The 17,783-nt window shown below is 70.3% G+C and carries 16 protein-coding genes and 1 pseudogene; 10 read left to right on the top strand and 7 right to left on the bottom strand.

The window, feature by feature from the left end:
- The first annotated feature begins 122 nt into the window (after positions 1–122).
- The 5 genes from glmU to GHR20_RS21355 all read left to right on the top strand — a co-directional run bounded on the left by glmU (position 123) and on the right by GHR20_RS21355 (position 4,765).
- Positions 123–1,571, top strand: a complete 1,449-nt coding sequence (gene glmU / locus GHR20_RS21375; RefSeq protein WP_111585964.1) for a bifunctional UDP-N-acetylglucosamine diphosphorylase/glucosamine-1-phosphate N-acetyltransferase GlmU — start codon at positions 123–125, stop codon at positions 1,569–1,571.
- Between the two features lie 175 nt (positions 1,572–1,746).
- Positions 1,747–2,727 (top strand): ribose-phosphate diphosphokinase, encoded by a 981-nt coding sequence (locus GHR20_RS21370; protein WP_046427674.1) that lies wholly within the window; start codon positions 1,747–1,749, stop codon positions 2,725–2,727.
- Between the two features lie 198 nt (positions 2,728–2,925).
- On the top strand, positions 2,926–3,525 hold the full coding sequence (locus tag GHR20_RS21365; protein ID WP_111585965.1) for a 50S ribosomal protein L25/general stress protein Ctc: 600 nt from the start codon (positions 2,926–2,928) through the stop codon (positions 3,523–3,525).
- Between the two features lie 75 nt (positions 3,526–3,600).
- Positions 3,601–4,203 (top strand): aminoacyl-tRNA hydrolase, encoded by a 603-nt coding sequence (pth, locus tag GHR20_RS21360; RefSeq protein WP_111585966.1) that lies wholly within the window; start codon positions 3,601–3,603, stop codon positions 4,201–4,203.
- 52 nt (positions 4,204–4,255) lie between these two features.
- Positions 4,256–4,765 (top strand): hypothetical protein, encoded by a 510-nt coding sequence (locus tag GHR20_RS21355; RefSeq protein ID WP_181516605.1) that lies wholly within the window; start codon positions 4,256–4,258, stop codon positions 4,763–4,765.
- 65 nt (positions 4,766–4,830) lie between these two features.
- Here the strand turns inward: GHR20_RS21355 and ppc are convergent, their stop codons facing one another.
- Positions 4,831–7,575 (bottom strand): phosphoenolpyruvate carboxylase, encoded by a 2,745-nt coding sequence (gene ppc / locus GHR20_RS21350; protein WP_148027036.1) that lies wholly within the window; start codon positions 7,573–7,575, stop codon positions 4,831–4,833.
- A gap of 305 nt (positions 7,576–7,880) precedes the next feature.
- On the opposite strand from ppc, the gene GHR20_RS21345 reads away from it, so the two are divergent.
- A complete protein-coding gene (locus GHR20_RS21345; protein ID WP_148027035.1) occupies positions 7,881–8,888 on the top strand; it encodes a fatty acid desaturase in 1,008 nt (335 codons plus the stop codon).
- Positions 8,885–9,568: a TetR/AcrR family transcriptional regulator gene (locus GHR20_RS21340; RefSeq protein WP_111585970.1), complete on the top strand. Its 684-nt coding sequence runs from the start codon at positions 8,885–8,887 to the stop codon at positions 9,566–9,568. The genes GHR20_RS21345 and GHR20_RS21340 overlap by 4 nt, the downstream gene beginning before the upstream one ends.
- A gap of 3 nt (positions 9,569–9,571) precedes the next feature.
- Here GHR20_RS21340 and GHR20_RS21335 read toward each other — a convergent pair whose 3' ends face one another.
- Both GHR20_RS21335 and GHR20_RS21330 read right to left on the bottom strand, forming a co-directional pair.
- A complete protein-coding gene (locus GHR20_RS21335; RefSeq protein WP_194858948.1) occupies positions 9,572–10,039 on the bottom strand; it encodes a VOC family protein in 468 nt (155 codons plus the stop codon).
- Between the two features lie 2 nt (positions 10,040–10,041).
- The gene (locus tag GHR20_RS21330; RefSeq protein ID WP_153814096.1) at positions 10,042–10,854 is read right to left on the bottom strand and encodes a trans-aconitate 2-methyltransferase; all 813 of its coding nucleotides are present in this window, start codon (positions 10,852–10,854) and stop codon (positions 10,042–10,044) included.
- Positions 10,855–10,957: 103 nt separating this feature from the next.
- Between GHR20_RS21330 and tamR the strand changes: the two genes are divergently transcribed.
- Positions 10,958–11,455, top strand: coding sequence for a MarR family transcriptional regulator TamR (tamR, locus tag GHR20_RS21325; RefSeq protein WP_111585972.1), 498 nt, complete (start codon positions 10,958–10,960; stop codon positions 11,453–11,455).
- On the opposite strand, the gene GHR20_RS21320 is transcribed toward tamR, so the two are convergent.
- Positions 11,414–12,181: a response regulator transcription factor gene (locus GHR20_RS21320; RefSeq protein ID WP_111585973.1), complete on the bottom strand. Its 768-nt coding sequence runs from the start codon at positions 12,179–12,181 to the stop codon at positions 11,414–11,416. The two genes, tamR and GHR20_RS21320, sit on opposite strands and share 42 nt — an antisense overlap.
- Positions 12,182–12,287: 106 nt before the next feature.
- Between GHR20_RS21320 and GHR20_RS21315 the strand changes: the two genes are divergently transcribed.
- On the top strand, positions 12,288–12,743 hold the full coding sequence (locus GHR20_RS21315; protein ID WP_194858947.1) for an N-acetyltransferase: 456 nt from the start codon (positions 12,288–12,290) through the stop codon (positions 12,741–12,743).
- A 2-nt stretch (positions 12,744–12,745) separates the two neighbouring features.
- Here GHR20_RS21315 and galK read toward each other — a convergent pair.
- The 3 genes and pseudogenes from galK to galT all read right to left on the bottom strand — a co-directional run bounded on the left by galK (position 12,746) and on the right by galT (position 15,919).
- Positions 12,746–13,899: pseudogene (gene galK / locus GHR20_RS21310) on the bottom strand (galactokinase).
- Positions 13,899–14,861, bottom strand: a complete 963-nt coding sequence (galE, locus tag GHR20_RS21305; protein WP_111585975.1) for a UDP-glucose 4-epimerase GalE — start codon at positions 14,859–14,861, stop codon at positions 13,899–13,901. Before galE ends, galK begins: the two are co-directional and overlap by 1 nt.
- Entirely contained in the window at positions 14,858–15,919 is a 1,062-nt protein-coding gene (gene galT, locus GHR20_RS21300; protein ID WP_153814094.1) for a galactose-1-phosphate uridylyltransferase, read from the bottom strand. The genes galE and galT overlap by 4 nt, the downstream gene beginning before the upstream one ends.
- Before the next feature lie 158 nt (positions 15,920–16,077).
- Between galT and GHR20_RS21295 the strand changes: the two genes are divergently transcribed.
- On the top strand, positions 16,078–17,772 hold the full coding sequence (locus GHR20_RS21295; RefSeq protein ID WP_153814093.1) for a sodium:solute symporter family protein: 1,695 nt from the start codon (positions 16,078–16,080) through the stop codon (positions 17,770–17,772).
- Positions 17,773–17,783 lie beyond the last annotated feature (11 nt).

The raw sequence follows: 17,783 nt of genomic DNA, 5'->3' as shown, positions 1-17,783 counted from the left end.
CACAAGACTCACGTTCGGGCCCTGACCGGCAAACCGCCCCGTCAGGGCCCGCCCCCATACCCCCCAAACCCCGCCCCGGTATCCTGCGGCTGTTCCCCACCCTCAGAGCCGAAGGGCAAACCGTGAGTGCCATCCGCCCGGCAGCCGTCGTCGTTCTCGCAGCGGGTGAGGGCACCCGTATGAAGTCGGCCACACCCAAGGTGCTGCACCAGATCTGCGGTCGCTCCCTGGTGGGCCATGTGCTCGCCGCCGCCCGCGAGTTGAAGCCCGCGAACCTGGTCGTCGTCGTCGGCCACGCCCGCGAACAGGTCACCGCGCATCTGACCGAGACCGACCCGGCCGTCCGCACCGCCGTGCAGGAGCAGCAGAACGGCACCGGCCACGCCGTACGGATGGGCCTGGAGGAGCTGGGCGCGGAGGTGACCGGCACCGTCGTCGTGGTCTGCGGCGACACCCCGCTGCTGACCGCCGACACCCTGCGCGCGCTCGCCGAGACCCATCACGCCGACGGCAACGCCGTGACCGTGCTGACCGCCGAGGTCCCGGACGCCACCGGGTACGGCCGGATCGTGCGGGACGCGGCGTCCGGCGCGGTGACCGCGATCGTGGAGCACAAGGACGCGAGCGCGGAGCAGCGGGCGATCCGGGAGATCAACAGCGGGGTGTTCGCGTTCGACGGCCGGCTGCTGGCGGACGCGCTGACGAAGGTGCGCAAGAACAACAGCCAGGGCGAGGAGTACCTGACCGACGTGCTGGGGATCCTGCGCGAGGCGGGGCACCGGGTCGGCGCGTCGGTGGCGGGTGACCACCGGGAGATCGCGGGGATCAACAACCGGGTGCAGCTGGCCGAGGCGCGCCGGATCCTGAACGACCGGCTGCTGACGCTGGCGATGCTGGACGGTGTCACCGTGGTGGACCCGGCGACGACGTGGGTGGACGTGACCGTGACGTTCGAGCGGGACGCGGTGGTGCACCCGGGGACGCAGCTGACGGGTGCCACGCATCTCGCGGAGGGCGCGGAGGTCGGTCCGCACAGCCGGCTGAAGGACACCAAGGTGGGCGCGGGGGCGCGGGTGGAGAACACCGTGTCGGACGGGGCCGTGGTGGGCGCGGAGGCGACGGTGGGTCCGTACGCGTATCTGCGTCCGGGGACGCGGCTCGGCGCGAAGGGCAAGATCGGGACGTACGTCGAGACGAAGAACGCGCGGATCGGCGAGGGTACGAAGGTGCCGCATCTGTCGTACGTGGGTGACGCGACGATCGGTGAGCACACGAACATCGGCGCGGCGAGTGTGTTCGTGAACTACGACGGGCAGGACAAGCACCACACGACGATCGGGTCGCATTGTCGTACGGGTTCGGACAACATGTTTGTGGCGCCTGTCACGGTCGGGGACGGTGCGTACACCGCCGCCGGGTCCGTGATCACGAAGGATGTGCCGCCCGGTTCGCTGGCCGTGGCCCGTGGTCAGCAGCGGAATATCGAGGGTTGGGTGGCTCGGAAGCGGCCGGGGAGTGCGGCGGCGAAGGCTGCCGAGGACGCCTCCCGGCAGGGCGGTGGGGAGGACTGACCGGAAACGGGTGCGTCAAAGTCGGCGTACCGTGATAAGTGCACATCCGCACGTGTGCACCCGCACCTCTACCAGCTGATTCGCACCCCTACCAGCTGATTCGGTCTCTCACGCTCGGACGGGAGGCCGGTCGGGACGTCGGCTGGGTTGAGACAACCTCTGAGGAGACAGTGCTGTGACCGGGATCAAGACGACCGGCGAGAAGAAGATGATGTTCTTCTCCGGCCGCGCCCACCCCGAGCTTGCCGAGGAGGTCGCCCAGCAGCTGGGTGTCGGGGTCGTCCCGACGAAGGCCTTCGATTTCGCCAACGGTGAGATCTATGTTCGTTACCAGGAGTCGGCCCGTGGTGCGGACTGCTTCCTGATCCAGAGCCACACGGCTCCGATCAACAAGTGGATCATGGAGCAGTTGATCATGATCGACGCGCTGAAGCGCGCGTCGGCCCGCTCCATCACGGTGATCGTGCCGTTCTACGGTTACGCGCGTCAGGACAAGAAGCACCGGGGTCGTGAACCGATCTCGGCGCGTCTGATCGCGGATCTGATGAAGACGGCGGGTGCCGACCGGATTCTGACGGTGGATCTGCACACGGATCAGATCCAGGGCTTCTTCGACGGTCCGGTGGACCACCTCTTCGCGCTGCCGCTGCTGGCGGACTACGTGGGCGAGCAGGTGGACCGGAACAAGCTGACGGTGGTGTCGCCGGACGCGGGCCGGGTGCGGGTGGCGGACCGTTGGTGCGACCGCCTGGGTGCGCCGCTGGCGATCGTGCACAAGCGTCGTGACAAGGACGTGGCGAACCAGGTGACCGTCCACGAGGTCGTGGGTGAGGTCGAGGGTCGCGTGTGTGTCCTGGTGGACGACATGATCGACACCGGTGGCACGATCTGCGCGGCCGCGGACGCGCTGTTCGCGCACGGTGCGGAGGACGTCATCGTGACGGCGACGCACGGTGTGCTGTCGGGTCCGGCGGCGGACCGGCTGAAGAACTCCCGGGTGAGCGAGTTCGTGTTCACGAACACGCTGCCGACGCCGGCGGAGCTGGGCCGGGAGCAGGACAAGATCACGGTGCTGTCGATCGCTCCGACGATCGCGCGTGCGGTGCGTGAGGTGTTCGAGGATGGTTCGGTGACCAGCCTCTTCGACGAGCAGTGAGGTTTCTTCAGCCGGCTCTTCCGGGCTGGCTGAAGATCCTTTTGGTACGGCCTCCGGGTCCGGGTAAGCTTCTGGAGTTGCTCGGCGAGGGAGGCCGTACGCGTGCGTACGGCGGTCCGTTATCGACGCGCTCTTCGTAGCAGGCCGTTCGTGGCCGGGTGACCACGTCCGTCCCAGTTACTACGAGGAGTGATCCCTATGTCCGAGGTGAAGATCGCCGCCGAGTCCCGCACCGAGTTCGGCAAGGGTGCGGCCCGCCGCATCCGCCGTGACAACAAGGTCCCGGGTGTGCTGTACGGCCACGGTTCCGACCCGGTGCACCTGACCCTGCCGGGCCACGAGCTGCTGCTGGCGCTGCGTACGCCGAACGTCCTGATCTCCCTGGACATCGACGGCAAGACCAACGAGCTGGCGATCCCGAAGTCGGTCGTGCGCGACCCGCTGAAGGGCTTCCTGGAGCACGTCGACCTGCTGCTGGTCAAGCGCGGCGAGAAGGTCACGGTCGAGGTTCCGGTGCACGCCGAGGGCGAGCTGGCCCCGGGTGGCAACCTGCTCGAGCACGTCCTGTCCGCGCTGCCGGTCGAGGCCGAGGCCACGCACATCCCGGAGTCGGTCACCGTCTCCGTGGAGGGCCTGGAGGCCGGTGCCTCCGTCCACGCCAAGGACATCAAGCTCCCCAGCGGTGTCTCGCTGGCCGTCGAGGAGGACGCCGTCGTTCTCCAGGTCCTCCAGGCCCAGGCCGAGGAGACCGAGGGCGAAGAGGCCGAGGCCGAGGGCGACGAGGCCGCCGAGGTCTGATCCTCGCCCCGTCATCATCTGTTCAGCCGCCGCTCTCCCTCGCGGGGAGCGGCGGCTGGCGCGTATCGAGGAGACATGGACGTGACCACCCCCGCCAATGACCCCTGGCTGGTTGTCGGGCTCGGGAATCCCGGGCCGGAGTACGCGATGAACCGGCACAACGTCGGCTTCATGGTGGTGGATCTGCTCGCGCAGCGGATCGGGGGGAAGTTCAAGCGGGCGGGGAAGGCGCAGGCGCAGGTGCTGGAGGGCCGGATCGGTCCCGCGGGTCCCGCGAACCGCCGGGTGATCCTGGCGAAGCCGATGTCGTACATGAACCTGTCCGGTGGCCCGGTGAACGCGCTGAAGGACTTCTACAAGGTGCCGGTGGCGAACATCGTGGCCGTGCACGACGAGCTGGACATCGACTACGGCACGCTGCGGCTGAAGCTGGGCGGCGGGGACAACGGGCACAACGGTCTGAAGTCGATGACGAAGGCGATGGGCGCGGAGTACCACCGGGTCCGGTTCGGGATCGGGCGTCCGCCGGGCCGTATGCAGGTGGCGGACTTCGTGCTGAAGGACTTCTCCTCCGCCGAGCGCAAGGAGCTGGACTACTTCGTGGACCGCGCGGCGGACGCGGTGGAGGCTCTGGTGACCGAGGGCCTGGAGCGGGCGCAGGGCACGTACAACTCCTGACTTGTACGGCTTTGCCGCCGGGCCGAGTTGACCGGTCGCAGAGGTATGGCCAATGATCCCGGCCATGCCTCCCACCGCGGGTCGTTCCGCTCGTCAGGCGTCCGTGTCCGCGTTGCGGTTCGGGCGGGTCGCGACGATGGGCGCGCTCGCCGCGCTGATCGTGTTCGCGGGGGTGTGGGGTTCCTGGGGGAACGCCCAGCATGTGCTGCTGACCAAGGGCCGCGAGCAGGGCACGGTGAAGGTGTCGGCCTGTTCGGGCGGCAGGTGCAGCGGTGCGTTCACGCCGACGTCGGCGGGGGCGCGGGCCCGGGCGCGGGTGGAGATCGCGGAGGCGGTCGCGGTGCGCAAGGGGCGGACGTACGCGGTGGTGCTGAAGCCGGACGGTTCGCAGGCGCTGCGTTCGGGTACGGCGGGGATTCTGTACGCGTGGGTGCCGCTGGGCGGTGCGCTGTTGCTGGCCTCGGTGGTGGTCGCGGGCGGGATGCGGCTGCGGCGGGTGGCGTGGGGGCTGGGCCTGGCGGGGATCGGGCTGCTGACGGCGGCGTTCGTCGCGGTGCAGTGAGGCGGTGAACAGGGGGGCGCCCCCGGGGTCGTACGACTCCGGGGGCACCTCTGTGTGGCGCGCGGTCAGCCGGTGTTGCGCAGGCCCGCCGCCACGCCGTTGACGGTGAGGAGCAGGGCGCGGGAGAGCAGCGGGTCGGGTTCGGTGTCGGCGGCGGCCTCGTCGCGCTGGCGCTTGAGCAGGGCGACCTGGAGGTAGGAGATGGGGTCGAGGTAGGCGTCGCGGATGGTGAAGGTCTGCTTGAGGGCGGGCTGGGCGTCGAGGAGTTCGGTGCCGCCGGTGATGCGCAGGATCTCGCGGACGGTGAGTTCGTGTTCGGCCTTGATGGTGTCGAACACGTGCTTGAGTTCGTCGGGGACGAGGGTGTCGACGTAGTGCTGGGCGATCCGCAGGTCGGTCTTGGCGAGGGTCATCTCGACGTTGGACACGAAGTTGCGGAAGAAGTGCCACTGTTCGTGCATCTCGTCGAGGACGCCGTCCCCTTCTTGCGGCAGGCCGGCCTCGCGCAGGGCCTTGAGTCCGGAGCCGACGCCGAACCAGCCGGGGACGATCTGCCGGGACTGGGTCCAGCCGAACACCCAGGGGATGGCGCGCAGTCCGTCGAGCGAGACGCCCGAGCCGGGGCGGCGGGAGGGCCGCGAGCCCAGGTGCAGTTCGGCGAGCTGGTCGACCGGCGTGGAGGCGAGGAAGTACGTCGGCAGGTCGGGGTCCTCGACGAGCTCGCGGTAGGCGGCGTGGGCGGCGTCGGAGACGACGTCCATGGCCGCGTCCCAGCGGGCGAGGGCCTCGTCGGACTGGCGGGGCGCGGTGTGCAGGGCGGACGCCTGGAGGGTGGCGGCGACCGTCAGCTCCAGGTTCTCCCGGGCCAGGGACGGGATCAGGTACTTGTCGGAGATGACCTCGCCCTGTTCGGTGACCTTGATCTCGCCCTCCAGGGTGCCCCAGGGCTGGGCGAGGATGGCGTCGTGGGAGGGGCCGCCGCCGCGGCCGACGGTGCCGCCGCGGCCGTGGAAGAGGCGCAGGCGCACGCCGTAGCGGTGGGCGACGTCGCGCAGCCGGCGCTGGGCGCGGTGGATCTCCCACTGGCTGGTGGTGATGCCGCCGAACTTGGAGGAGTCGGAGTAGCCGAGCATGACCTCCTGGACGTCGCCGCGCAGCGCGACCAGGCGCCGGTAGGACGGGTCGGAGAGCATGTCCTCCAGGATGGTGTCGGCGGCGCGCAGCTCGTCGGTGGTCTCCAGGAGGGGCACGATGCCGATCTTGGCCCAGCCGGCGTGCAGGTCGAGGAGTCCGGCCTCGCGGGCGAGGACGGCGGCGGCGAAGACGTCGTCGGCGCCCCGGCACATGGAGATGATGTAGGACTCGATGACCTCGGGTCCGAAGACGTCGAGGGCCTTCTTGACGGTGCCGAAGACGCCGAGGGTCTTGGCGCCGGCGGCGTCGACGGGGGCCGGGGCGGGGGCGAGCGGCCGGCGGGAGCGCAGTTCCCTGGCGAGGAGCTTGGTGCGGTACTCGCGGGGCATGTCGGCGTAGCGCCAGGATTCCTCGCCGAGCCGGTCGAACAGCTGGCCGAGGGCGTGGTGGTGGGCGTCGGCGTGTTCGCGGACGTCCATGGTGGCGAGCTGGAGGCCGAAGGCGGCGAGGGTGCGGATGGTGCGGGCGAGCCGGCCGTCGGCGAACAGGGCGCCGCGGTGGCGGCGCAGGGATTCCTGGATGAGGCGCAGGTCGGCGAGGAGCTCGGCGGTGCCGAGGTAGTCGCGGCCGTCCTCGTGGCCGGTGCTCCTGGCGAGGCGCTGCTTGGTGTTCTCCAGCTTCTGCCGGATGCAGGTGGCCTTGAGGCGGTAGGGCTCCTCGGCGTTGAGGCGCTTGTAGCGGGGGCTGATCTCGGGGAGCAGGTCGAGGTCGGCGCGCAGGGAGTCGAGGAGTTCCTCGGTGGCTCCGGTGTAGCGGATGGAGTTGGAGAGGAGTCCGCGCAGTTCGTCGATCATCTCCAGGGCGTCGTTGATGCCGTGTTCGTGCTGGAGGATCAGGACGTCCCAGGTGACCTGGGGGGTGACGTTGGGGTTGCCGTCGCGGTCGCCGCCGATCCAGGTGCCGAAGGTGAGGGGGCGGGTGTCGTCGGGCAGGTGGACGCCGACGCGCTCCAGTTCGGCGGTGAGGTCCTCCAGGACGTCGCCGACGGCGTCGGCGTGCAGCTCGTCCAGGTAGTAGATGGCGTTGCGGGCCTCGTCGGCGGGTTCGGGGCGGACGACGCGCAGCTCGTCGGTCTGCCACACCAGGTCGATGTTCTCGGCGAGGCGGATGTCGTGGCGGCGGCGGTCGGAGTCCAGGACGGGGGTGTCCAGGAGGGCCGCGATGCGCCGGAGCTTGTTGAGGACGGACCGGCGGGCCGCCTCGGTGGGGTGCGCCGTGAAGACGGGCCGGACGTTGAGGTGGTGGACGGTGGACCGCAGGTGTTCGGGGTCGGCGTCCTTGAGGCGGTCGGCCGTACGGGCGATGAGGCCGCCCTCGGCGGCGCGCCTGGCGCGCAGTTCGCGGCCCCGGTGCACCTGTTCGGTGATGTTGGCGAGGTGGAAGTAGGTGGAGAAGGCGCGTACGAGCTTGGCGGCGGTCTCCAGTTCGGTGCCGCGCAGCAGCTCGGCGGCGGCCTCGCCGTCCTCGCGGGTGAGGCGGCGGACCTTCTCGACCAGTTCGAGGAGCTCGGGGCCCTCCTGCCGTACGAGGGTCTCGCCGAGGAGATCACCCAGGCGGCGGATGTCGGCGCGCAGCTCGGTGCTCGTCGTGGTGGTCTGGTCGTCGGCACTGCTCACAGGTACGGCTCCTTGCAGTGTTGAAGCGTCTCGGGGAGGTACCCGGCCGTCTGCCGCGCGGCCTGTGCCGCATACGGGCCGGAGCGCCCGGGAAGGAAACTTCAGCGGACCGCGCTGTCCGACCGATTCCAAGGATAGGTGTCGATGGGGACGCGCAGGATCTCAGGGCTCTTGCCGCCGCCCGGCACGCTGCCATACTTACGTCGCCGTAGGTTACGGAGCCGTAGGGACGTACGGTCTCCCCGCGTCCGGTTCCGGTGGCCCGGCACACCCACCCCCGACCCTCGACCCCACAGGGGACGCGCATGACCTCACATTCCGATGTGATCGAAGAAGCCCGTAAGGCCACCGACACCTCCCCTCCGCTGGCCACGCTGGGTGGTGAGCGGAAGGGTTCGATCGAGCAGATCACGCTGCTGCTGTTCATCACCGTTCCGTTCCTGGCGCTGGTGGCCGCGGTGCCGCTGGCCTGGGGCTGGGGGGTGAGCTGGCTCGATGTGGGCCTGCTGGTGTTCTTCTACTACCTGGGATGCCACGGCATCACCATCGGCTTCCACCGGTATTTCACCCACGGTTCGTTCAAGGCGAAGCGGCCGCTGCGGATCGCGCTGGCGGTCATGGGGTCGATGGCGGTGGAGGGGCCGCTGGTGCGCTGGGTGGCCGATCACCGCAAGCACCACAAGTTCTCCGACGCCGAGGGCGATCCGCACTCCCCGTGGAAGTACGGCGAGACGGTCCCGGCGCTGCTCAAGGGCCTGTGGTGGGCGCACATCGGCTGGATGTTCGACGAGGAGCAGACCTCGCAGGAGAAGTACGCGCCTGATCTGGTCAAGGACCCGGCGCTGCGGGCGGTCTCCCGGCAGTTCGTGCTGTGGACGGCGCTGTCCCTGGGGCTGCCGGCGCTGATCGGCGGTCTGGTGACGATGTCCTGGTGGGGCGCGTTCACCGCGTTCTTCTGGGGGTCACTCGTGCGGGTGGCGCTGCTGCACCATGTGACGTGGTCGATCAACTCGATCTGTCACGCGGTGGGCAAGCGGCCGTTCAAGTCGCGGGACCGGTCGGGCAATGTGTGGTGGCTGGCGGTGCTGTCCTGCGGCGAGTCCTGGCACAACCTGCACCATGCCGACCCGACGTCGGCGCGGCACGGGGTGATGCGCGGGCAGATCGACTCCTCGGCCCGGTTCATCCGGATCTTCGAGCAACTGGGGTGGGCGTACGACGTGCGCTGGCCGTCACACTCGCGTATCGATTCGCGCCGCAACGACGCGGATGGCGGCTCCCGGCGCCGGAAGGAGGCGGCCGAGGCGGCATGATTGACGCCGTGGCGACCGATTCCAGCAGCAATCCAGGAACTGACAAAGACAAGCAGCGGCGGACCCGCCGGACCCGTATGACCGGTGCCGAGCGCCGCCAGCAGTTGCTGGAAATCGGTCGCACGCTCTTCGCGGCGAAGGGGTTCGAGGGCACCTCGGTGGAGGAGATCGCGGCGAAGGCCGGGGTGTCCAAGCCGGTGGTGTACGAGCACTTCGGCGGCAAGGAGGGGCTGTACGCGGTGGTGGTCGACCGCGAGATGCGGCGCCTGCTCGACATGGTGACCGGTTCGCTGACGGCCGGGCATCCGCGTGAGCTGTGCGAGCAGGCGGCGTTCGCGCTGCTCGACTACATCGAGGAGTACACGGACGGTTTCCGTATTCTCGTGCGCGATTCGCCGATCCCGCAGTCGACGGGGTCCTTCGCGTCGCTGATCTCCGACATCGCCACGCAGGTGGAGGACATCCTGGGCCGCGAGTTCAAGTCCCGCGGCTTCGACCCCAAGCTCGCTCCCCTGTACGCGCAGGCCCTGGTCGGCATGGTCGCCCTGACCGGCCAGTGGTGGCTGGACGTGCGCCGCCCGAAGAAGGCGGAGGTGGCGGCGCATCTGGTGAATCTGGCGTGGCACGGCCTGGACGGGCTGGAGCAGCGACCGCGGCTGATAGGTCATCGGAAGAGCTGAGGTTCACCAGAAGGGGGAGACCGCTGGGGCTGCGCCGGTGACCTGCCGCAGTACCGAGGACCGGGGACCACGAACCAGGCCGCACAGTGATGACCCACCTCGGCCGGACCGCCTGATCGGTTCCAGGAACTCCAGCCGGTTGCCGACCGGGTCTGCCGAGTAGAAGCGGAGATGGCCGGGGAGGTTGTCGTCCCAGGTCACGGACGCGCCGCGGGTGGTGAGCCGGGTGGCGTAGGACTCGATGTCGCGGACCTGGAGGCCCGGGTGGGCCTTCTCGGCGGGGTGGAAGGCGGGGTCGATGCCGAGGTGGAGGCGGACCGGGCCGGCCTCGAACCAGCAGCCGCCGCGGGCCGCGAGCACCGGCGGCTTGGCGGCCTCGGTCATGCCGAGGACATCGACGTAGTACGCGCGCAGCGCGTCCTCCGATCCGGGCGGCGCCGCGAGCTGTACGTGATCGACGGCCACCAGCACGGTCAGGCTCCCTTCACGGCGACGGCGAACAGGCGGCGGAAGGGCAGGAAGGTGCCGTAGGGCGCCCGCGGATAGGCGTCGCGCAGCAGGTCGCGGTATGCGGTGAGGAACGCGTCCCGGGCCTCGGGGTCGTCGGCGAGCACGGTCAGGGCGGGCCGCAGCCCGGTGCCCTTCACCCAGTCGAGGACCGGGTCCTCGCCCTCGAGGACGTGCAGGTACGTGGTCCGCCAGACGTCGGTGGCGCAGCCGAGGCGGGCGAGGCGGTCCAGGTAGGCGCCGGGGGTGTGCACGGAGTCGGTGCGGCGCAGGACCCCGGTGAGCCGGTCCCGCCAGCGCGGGGCGGCGGCGAGTTCGCGCATGAGGACGTGCTGCGGGGCATCGACGTTGTCCGGCATCTGGAAGGCGAAGACGCCGCCGGGCGGAAGGGCCCCGATCCAGTCGGCGAACCGGTCGAGGTGTCCCGGCACCCACTGGAGGGTGGCGTTGGAGACGATCAGGTCGTACGGCTCCCCGGGCGTCCAGGTGCGGGCGTCGGCGCGGGCGAAGTCCAGCCGGCCGCCGCCGGGGGTGGGGCCCTCGTGCCCGGTGTGGGCCGCGTCCAGCATCTCGGGCGAGTTGTCGTAGCCGGTGATGTGCGCGGTGGGCCAGCGTCCGGCGAGGGTGGCGGTGGCATTGCCGGGGCCGCAGCCGAGGTCGGCGATGCGGGGCCGGGTGCCGGGCAGGTCGGGGACGCGGGTGAGAAGGTCGGCGAAGGGGCGGGCGCGGTGGCCGGCGTGCCGGAGGTACTGGCCGGGGTCCCAGGTCGGTGTCGTCATGCCGTCCACCTTCCCGCGCGAGATCTCTCGACGTCAAGATACTTCAACAGGAGATACTCGATTCCAAGAGACTTCATGTCGACACAACCACTACACTGATCTCATGGAGGACGAGGTCGATCGGCTGGTCGCAGCGTGGCGCCGGGAGCGCCCGGACCTCGACGTGGAGCCGCTGGAAGTGCTCAGCCGGGTGAGCCGGCTCGCCCGGCACCTCGACCGTGCCCGCCGGCTCGCGTTCGCGGAACACCAGCTGGAGCCCTGGGAGTTCGACGTGCTGACCGCGCTGCGGCGCGCGGGCACGCCGTACCAGCTCTCCCCCGGACAGCTGCTGACCCAGACCCTGGTCACCTCCGGCACCATGACCAACCGGATCGACCGCCTGGCGAAGAAGGGCCTGGTCGAACGGCTCCCCGACCCGAGCGACCGGCGCGGGGTGCTGGTGCGGCTGACCGACACCGGCCGGGACCGCGCCGACCAGTCCCTCGCGGGGCTGCTGGCCCAGGAGCGGGCCATCCTCGGTGAGCTGTCCCGGGCACAGCGGGGCGAACTGGCGGACCTGCTACGCCAGTTGACCGCCCCGTTCGACAACATTCCCGGCTAGGTCCACCGGGCCCACCCCGGCCCGGCGGGCGAGGGCGACGGCGGCCAGGGTGGAGTGGACGCCGAGTTTGCCGAGGACGTTCTGCATATGGGTGCGGACGGTGTGCGGGGAGAGGTACAGCCGCTCGGCGACCGCCTTGCGGCCCAGACCCGCGACCATGCAGCGCAGCACCTCCCGCTCCCTCGGCGTGAGCGACTCCACCAGGCGTTCGCTCTCGCTGCGGTGTCTGCGGGCGGCGGTCAGCTCCTTGAGCACACCGGTCAGCAGGGCGGGCGGCAGATGCGTCTCGTCGCGCAGCACACCCCGGATCACCGCGAGCAGCCGCGACAGGGAGCAGTCCTTGGCGACCCAGCCGCAGGCACCGGCGCCGAGCGCGAGGGCGGCGCGGCGCGGGTCGTCCTTCCCGGCGAGGACCACGGTACGGACGGCGGGCTGGGCGGCGCGCACCCCCGCGACCAGCGAGATCCCGTCGACCAGCCCCTCTTCGTCCGCGCCCCGCACGGGTACCGGCGAGCGGCCGCCGGTCGGCCTGCCGCCCAGGTCGGCGTCCACGAGCAGGACGTCGTAGCGGCGGCCCTCGGCGACGGCCCGCTCCAGGCAGCGCAGCGCGGCCGGGCCACTGCCGGCGGCGGCGACCTCGACATCGGGCTCGGCGGCCAGCGCGGCGGCGAGCGACTCGGCGAAGATGCGGTGGTCGTCCACGACCAGGACTCGGATACGAACCACAGAACCCCCTGAACGGCACCGGCCCCCGACCGGTCGCTGCGTCTCAGCGTACGGATACCGGCACGCAGCGGAAGGAGATTTACAGAACTGGCCGACGGGCGCGTTTATGGTGTGCCGCATGTTTCGTATCGAGGCGGAAGTCGACAAGGCACGACAGGAACTGCTCCGCAACCGGCTGCTGGACACCAATACGGCGGCCTCCCCGGTCCTCGCGGCGCTGCGCGGCACCCCCGCCGAACGCGAAGTCCCCTTGCACGTCTGGGCCCTCGGTCCCGCCGGTGAGCTCGCGGGCGGTCTGGTGGGCCACACCTGGACCGCCTGGCTGCATGTCACCTACCTCTGGGTGGACGCCGCGTACCGCGGCACGGGCCTCGGCTCCCACCTGCTGGCCCGCGCCGAGCACCACGCCGCCGCCGACCGCGCCTGCGCCGCCGTCCGCCTGGAGACCTGGGACTTCCAGGCCCCGCGCTTCTACCGCAAGCAGGGCTACCAGGTGGTGTGCGAGATCCCCGACTACCCGCCGGGGATCACGGAGTACACGCTGGTGAAGCGGCTGCGCTGACGTCAGACCAGTCGCCGCGCCCCCGCCGACGGCACCGCCTCGAACACCCGGGGAGTCGTGAACCGCGCCGCCGTGAAGGCCGCTTCCAGGGACTCGGTCAGGGAGGGGACCTCGGCCGTATCGGTGAGGATGACGGCCGAGCCGCCGAAGCCGCCGCCGGTCATGCGGGCGCCCAGGGCGCCGTGCGCGAGGGCGGTGTCCACGACGAGGTCCAGTTCCGGGCAGGAGATGCGGAAGTCGTCGCGCAGCGAGGCATGGCCCTCGGTGAGGACCGGGCCGATGGCCCGGGGGTGCCGGCGCGCAGCAGGGCGACCGTGCGTTCGACGCGCTCGTCCTCCGTGACGACATGGCGGACCAGGCGGCGGATCTCCTCCTCCTCGCCCAGCCGGGCCAGCGCCGCGTCCAGGTCGGCGTGGGCGATGTCGCGCAGGGCGCCGACGCCGAGCAGGGCCGCGCCCTTCTCGCAGCCGGCCCGGCGCTTGCCGTACTCGCCGCCGCTGTGCGCGTGCTTGACCTGGGTGTCGACCACGAGCAGGCACAGGCCCTCGGCCGCGAGGTCGAAGGGGATCTGCCGCCGGGACAGGTCGCGGGTGTCGAGGAACAGGGCGTGGCCCGGCTCGCAGCAGGCGGCGGCGGTCTGGTCCATGATGCCGGTCGGCGCGCCGACGTAGACGTTCTCGGCGCGCTGGCACAGCCGGGCGAGCTGCCACCGGGCGAGGTCGAGGCCGTACAGATCGCACAGCGCGAGGGCGATCACGACCTCCAGGGCGGCGGAGGAGGACAGGCCCGCGCCGGTGGGCACGGTCGAGGCGAGGTGGATGTCCGCGCCGGTGACCGGGTGGCCCGCCTCGCGCAGGGCCCAGACGACGCCCGCCGGGTACGCCGTCCACGCGGGGTCGGTGCCCGGCGCGAGCGCGTCGAGGCGCAGTGCGGCGACGCCCCCGTCCATGTCCGCGGAATGCAGGCGCAGCAGGCCGTCGTCCCGGCGGGAGACCGCCGCGAGAGTGTGGTGGGGCAGTGCGAACGGCATGACGAAGCCGTCGTTGTAGTCCGTGTGCTCGCCGATCAGGTTGACCCGTCCCGGCGCCGCCCACACTCCCTGCGGCCGCGCTCCGTACAACTCCGCGAAGCGCTCGGCGACCTGCTGTGCCCCCACTAGTTCTCCTTCGACAGATTCCGCGCGAACTCCCAGGCGTCCGCGACGATGCCCGCGAGGTCCGCGCGGGTCGGGTTCCAGCCCAGCTTCTCGCGGGCGGTGTCCGCGGCGGCGACCAGGACGGCCGGGTCGCCGCCCCGGCGCGGGGCGACGACCTCGGGGACCGGGTGCCCGGTGACCTCGCGGACGGTCTCGATCACCTCGCGGACGGAGAATCCGTTGCCGTTGCCGAGGTTGCAGATCAGGTGCTCGCCGGGGCGCGCGGCCGTCAGCGCCAGCAGGTGCGCGTCGGCGAGGTCGGCCACGTGGATGTAGTCGCGCACGCAGGTGCCGTCGGGGGTCGGGTAGTCGTCGCCGTAGACGGAGATGGCGTCGCGGCGGCCCTGGGCGACCTGGAGGACGAGCGGGATGAGGTGCGACTCGGGGTCGTGGCGCTCGCCGTACGCGCCGTACGCGCCCGCCACGTTGAAGTAGCGCAGCGAGACCGCCGCGAGGCCGTGGGCGTTCGCCTCGCTGGTGATCATGTGGTCGACGGCGAGCTTGGACGCCCCGTAGGGGTTGGTCGGGCGGGTCGGGGCGCTCTCGGTGATCGGGACCTGCTCGGGCTCGCCGTAGGTGGCGGCGGTGGAGGAGAAGACGAGCGTGCGCACGCCCGCCTCGCGCATCGCGCCGAGCAGCGCGAGGGTGCCGGCGACGTTGTTGTCCCAGTACTTCTCGGGCTTCACCACGGACTCGCCGACCTGGGAGAACGCGGCGAAGTGCAGCACACCGTGGTACGAGGCGTCGAGCCACTTGGCGGCGTCGCGGATGTCGCCCTCGACGAAGGCGGCACCGGCCGGGACGCCCGCCCGGAAGCCGGTGGAGAGGTTGTCGAGGACGGTGACCTCGTGTCCGGCCTCCAGCAGATGCTGGGCCACCACGCCGCCGACGTAACCCGCGCCACCCGTCACCAGGTACTTCATGAAGTCGCTACCTCTCGCAGTCGCTCGGCCGCCCGTTCCGGCGGCACGTCGTTGATGAACACGCTCATGCCGGACTCGGAACCCGCGAGAAACTTCAGCTTGCCGGAAGTGCGGCGGATGGTGAAAAGCTCCAGATGGAGCGCGAAGTCCTCCCGCGTCACCCCGTCGAAGCCGGTGAGTGCCCCGAACGGCGCCTGGTGCCAGGCGGAGATGTACGGCGTCGGCGGCTCGCCGGGCCCGAAGATCCGGTCGAAGCGCCTCAAGAGTTCCAGATACACCTGGGGGAACTCTGTGCGCGCCGCCTCGTCCAGGGCGAGCAGATCGGGGACGCGGCGCCGGGGATACAGATGGACCTCGTACGGCCAGTGCGCCGCGTACGGCACGAAGGCCACCCAGTGTTCACCCGCCAGGACGACCCGCCCGCCGGTGAGTTCACGCTCCAGGACGGCGTCGAAGAGGTTCTCCCCGCCGTGGGCCGCCTGGTGGTCGGCGAGTGAGCGGAGCATCAGCGCGGTGCGGGGGGTGGTGAAGGGGTAGGCGTAGATCTGTCCGTGCGGGTGACCGAGGGTCACCCCGATCTCGGCGCCGCGGTTCTCGAAGCAGAACACCTGCTCGACACAGGGCAGCTGCGACAGCTCCGCCGTGCGGTCGGTCCACGCGTCCAGCACCAGGCGCCCCTGCCCGGGGGTCAGATCGGCGAAGGAGGCGTCGTGGTCGGAGGTGAAGCAGACGACCTCGCAGCGCCCGGAGTCGCCGGCGAGCGAGGGGAAGCGGTTCTCGAAGACGACGACGTCGTACGAGGAGTCCGGGATCTCGCTGAGCCGCTCGCCCTCGGTCGGGCACAGCGGGCACTGGTCGGCCGGCGGGTGGTAGGTGCGGCCCTGCCGGTGGGAGGCGACGGCGACCCGGTCCCCGAGCAGCGGATCACGGCGGATCTCGGAGGTGGTGGCCGTACGGTCCAGCGGGCGGCGGTCGGCGGCGTCGCGCACGGTGTCGTCCCGCAGGTCGTAGTAGATCAGCTCGCGACCGTCGGCCAGCAGGGTCGGGGTCTTCTTCACGCCGGACTCCTCTCAACAGAATCAAACATAACAGACCACAACCCGACACAGAATCAGATCATCACAATCGAACAAAGATCACCATCAGAGATGTTCATTTTCTAAACACACAGGCGTAGGTTCCGCTCTGATCAGTTCGCGCAACGAAGCGAGTTCTCATGCAGACCCCCACATACGCGCATACGTATCTGGCGGCGGCCGGGCTACGGCTCCCGACCAACTGGCTGGACTACACGATCCTGGCGATCTATTTCGTCGTCGTGCTCGGTATCGGTTTCGCCGCCCGCCGCTCCGTCAAGACCAGCCTCGACTTCTTCCTGTCCGGACGCTCGCTGCCCGCCTGGATCACCGGCCTCGCCTTCATCTCGGCGAACCTGGCGGCCACCGAGATCCTCGGCATGGCCGCCAACAGCGCCCAGTACGGCGCCTACACCGTGCACTGGTACTGGATCGGCGCCATCCCCGCCATGGTCTTCCTCGGCCTGGTGATGATGCCCTTCTACTACGGCAGCAAGGTCCGCTCGGTCCCCGAGTTCCTGCTGCTGCGCTTCGACAAGGCAGCCCATCTGCTCAGTTCGATCCTGTTCGCCTTCGCCGCGATCCTGATCGCCGGCGTCAACCTGTACGCGCTCGCGATCGTGGTCGAGGCCCTGCTGGGCTGGCCCCAGTGGGTGGCCATCGTGGTCGCCGGCGCCTTCGTCCTCGCGTACATCACCCTGGGCGGCCTGTCCTCGGCGATCTACAACGAGGTGCTCCAGTTCTTCGTGATCCTGGCCGCGCTCATCCCGCTCACCATCCTCGGGCTGCGCAAGGTCGGCGGCTGGGGCGGCCTGACCCACAAGCTCGCCGAGACCCACGGGCACAACTTCACCACCGCGTGGGGCGGCACCGGGATCGGCAGCGCCAACCCGCTCGGCGCGAACTGGCTGACGATCGTGCTCGGCCTCGGGTTCGTGCTCTCCTTCGGCTACTGGACCACCAACTTCGCCGAGGTCCAGCGCGCCCTGTCCGCGAAGAACCTCTCGGCGGGACGGCGCACGCCGCTGATCGCCGCGTACCCGAAGATCTTCATCGTCTTCCTGGTGATGATCCCGGGCCTGGTCGCGGCCGCGCTCGTGCCGAACATCGGCACCAGCGGCTCCGGCCTTCAGTACAACGACGCCATCCCCTACCTGATGCAGGAGCTGCTGCCCAACGGTGTGCTCGGCATCGCGGTCACCGGTCTGCTCGCCGCGTTCATGGCGGGCATGGCGGCCAACGTGTCGTCCTTCAACACCGTGTTCACCACGGACATCTGGGCGAAGTACGTGGTGCGCGGGCGGGAGGACGCGTACTACGTCCGGTTCGGCCGGTGGATCACCGTGATCGGCGTCTGCGCGTCGGTGGGCACGGCGTTCCTCGCGTCGTCGTTCTCGAACATCATGTCCTACCTCCAGACGCTGTTCTCCTTCTTCAACGTGCCGATGTTCGTCGTCTTCATCATCGGCATGTTCTGGAAGCGGGCGTCGGTCAAGTCCGGCTTCTGGGGGCTGCTCGCGGGCACCGTCACCGCGATGGTCAACTACTTCGTCCTCTACAAGAAGGGGATCATCTCCATCCCCTCCGACCAGGGCGCCAACTTCGTCTCGGCGATCGCCGGGTTCGTGGCCGGCGCGGTCGTGATGGTCCTGGTGTCGCTGTTCACCGCGCCGAAGCCGGCGAAGGAGCTCCAGGGCCTGGTCTACGGCACCCGCTCGCCGGGGATGTCCGAGCCGCCGGCGCCCGGTGACGACGCGTGGTACCGCAAGCCGGCGCTGCTGGGCTGGGGTGCGGTCGTGCTGGCCGCCGTCTGCTACATCCCGTTCTCGTTCTGACGCGGGAGGAT

The sequence above is a fragment of the Streptomyces sp. SUK 48 genome, assembly GCF_009650765.1.
In the GTDB taxonomy this organism is placed as follows: Bacteria; Actinomycetota; Actinomycetes; order Streptomycetales; family Streptomycetaceae; genus Streptomyces.
The sequence above is the reverse complement of the archived record's forward strand: the minus strand, read 5'-3'. Positions and strand labels throughout refer to the sequence as shown.

What these genes read in the sequence shown, in the direction of transcription:
- GHR20_RS21365 (WP_111585965.1), top strand. Translation starts at nt 2,926, where the DNA reads ATGTCCGAGGTGAAGATCGCCGCCGAGTCCCGCACCGAGTTCGGCAAG.
- pth (WP_111585966.1), top strand. Translation starts at nt 3,601, where the DNA reads ATGGACGTGACCACCCCCGCCAATGACCCCTGGCTGGTTGTCGGGCTC.
- GHR20_RS21355 (WP_181516605.1), top strand. Translation starts at nt 4,256, where the DNA reads ATGATCCCGGCCATGCCTCCCACCGCGGGTCGTTCCGCTCGTCAGGCG.
- GHR20_RS21345 (WP_148027035.1), top strand. Translation starts at nt 7,881, where the DNA reads ATGACCTCACATTCCGATGTGATCGAAGAAGCCCGTAAGGCCACCGAC.
- GHR20_RS21340 (WP_111585970.1), top strand. Translation starts at nt 8,885, where the DNA reads ATGATTGACGCCGTGGCGACCGATTCCAGCAGCAATCCAGGAACTGAC.
- GHR20_RS21330 (WP_153814096.1), bottom strand. Translation starts at nt 10,854, where the DNA reads ATGACGACACCGACCTGGGACCCCGGCCAGTACCTCCGGCACGCCGGC.
- tamR (WP_111585972.1), top strand. Translation starts at nt 10,958, where the DNA reads ATGGAGGACGAGGTCGATCGGCTGGTCGCAGCGTGGCGCCGGGAGCGC.
- GHR20_RS21315 (WP_194858947.1), top strand. Translation starts at nt 12,288, where the DNA reads ATGGTGTGCCGCATGTTTCGTATCGAGGCGGAAGTCGACAAGGCACGA.
- galE (WP_111585975.1), bottom strand. Translation starts at nt 14,861, where the DNA reads ATGAAGTACCTGGTGACGGGTGGCGCGGGTTACGTCGGCGGCGTGGTG.
- GHR20_RS21295 (WP_153814093.1), top strand. Translation starts at nt 16,078, where the DNA reads ATGCAGACCCCCACATACGCGCATACGTATCTGGCGGCGGCCGGGCTA.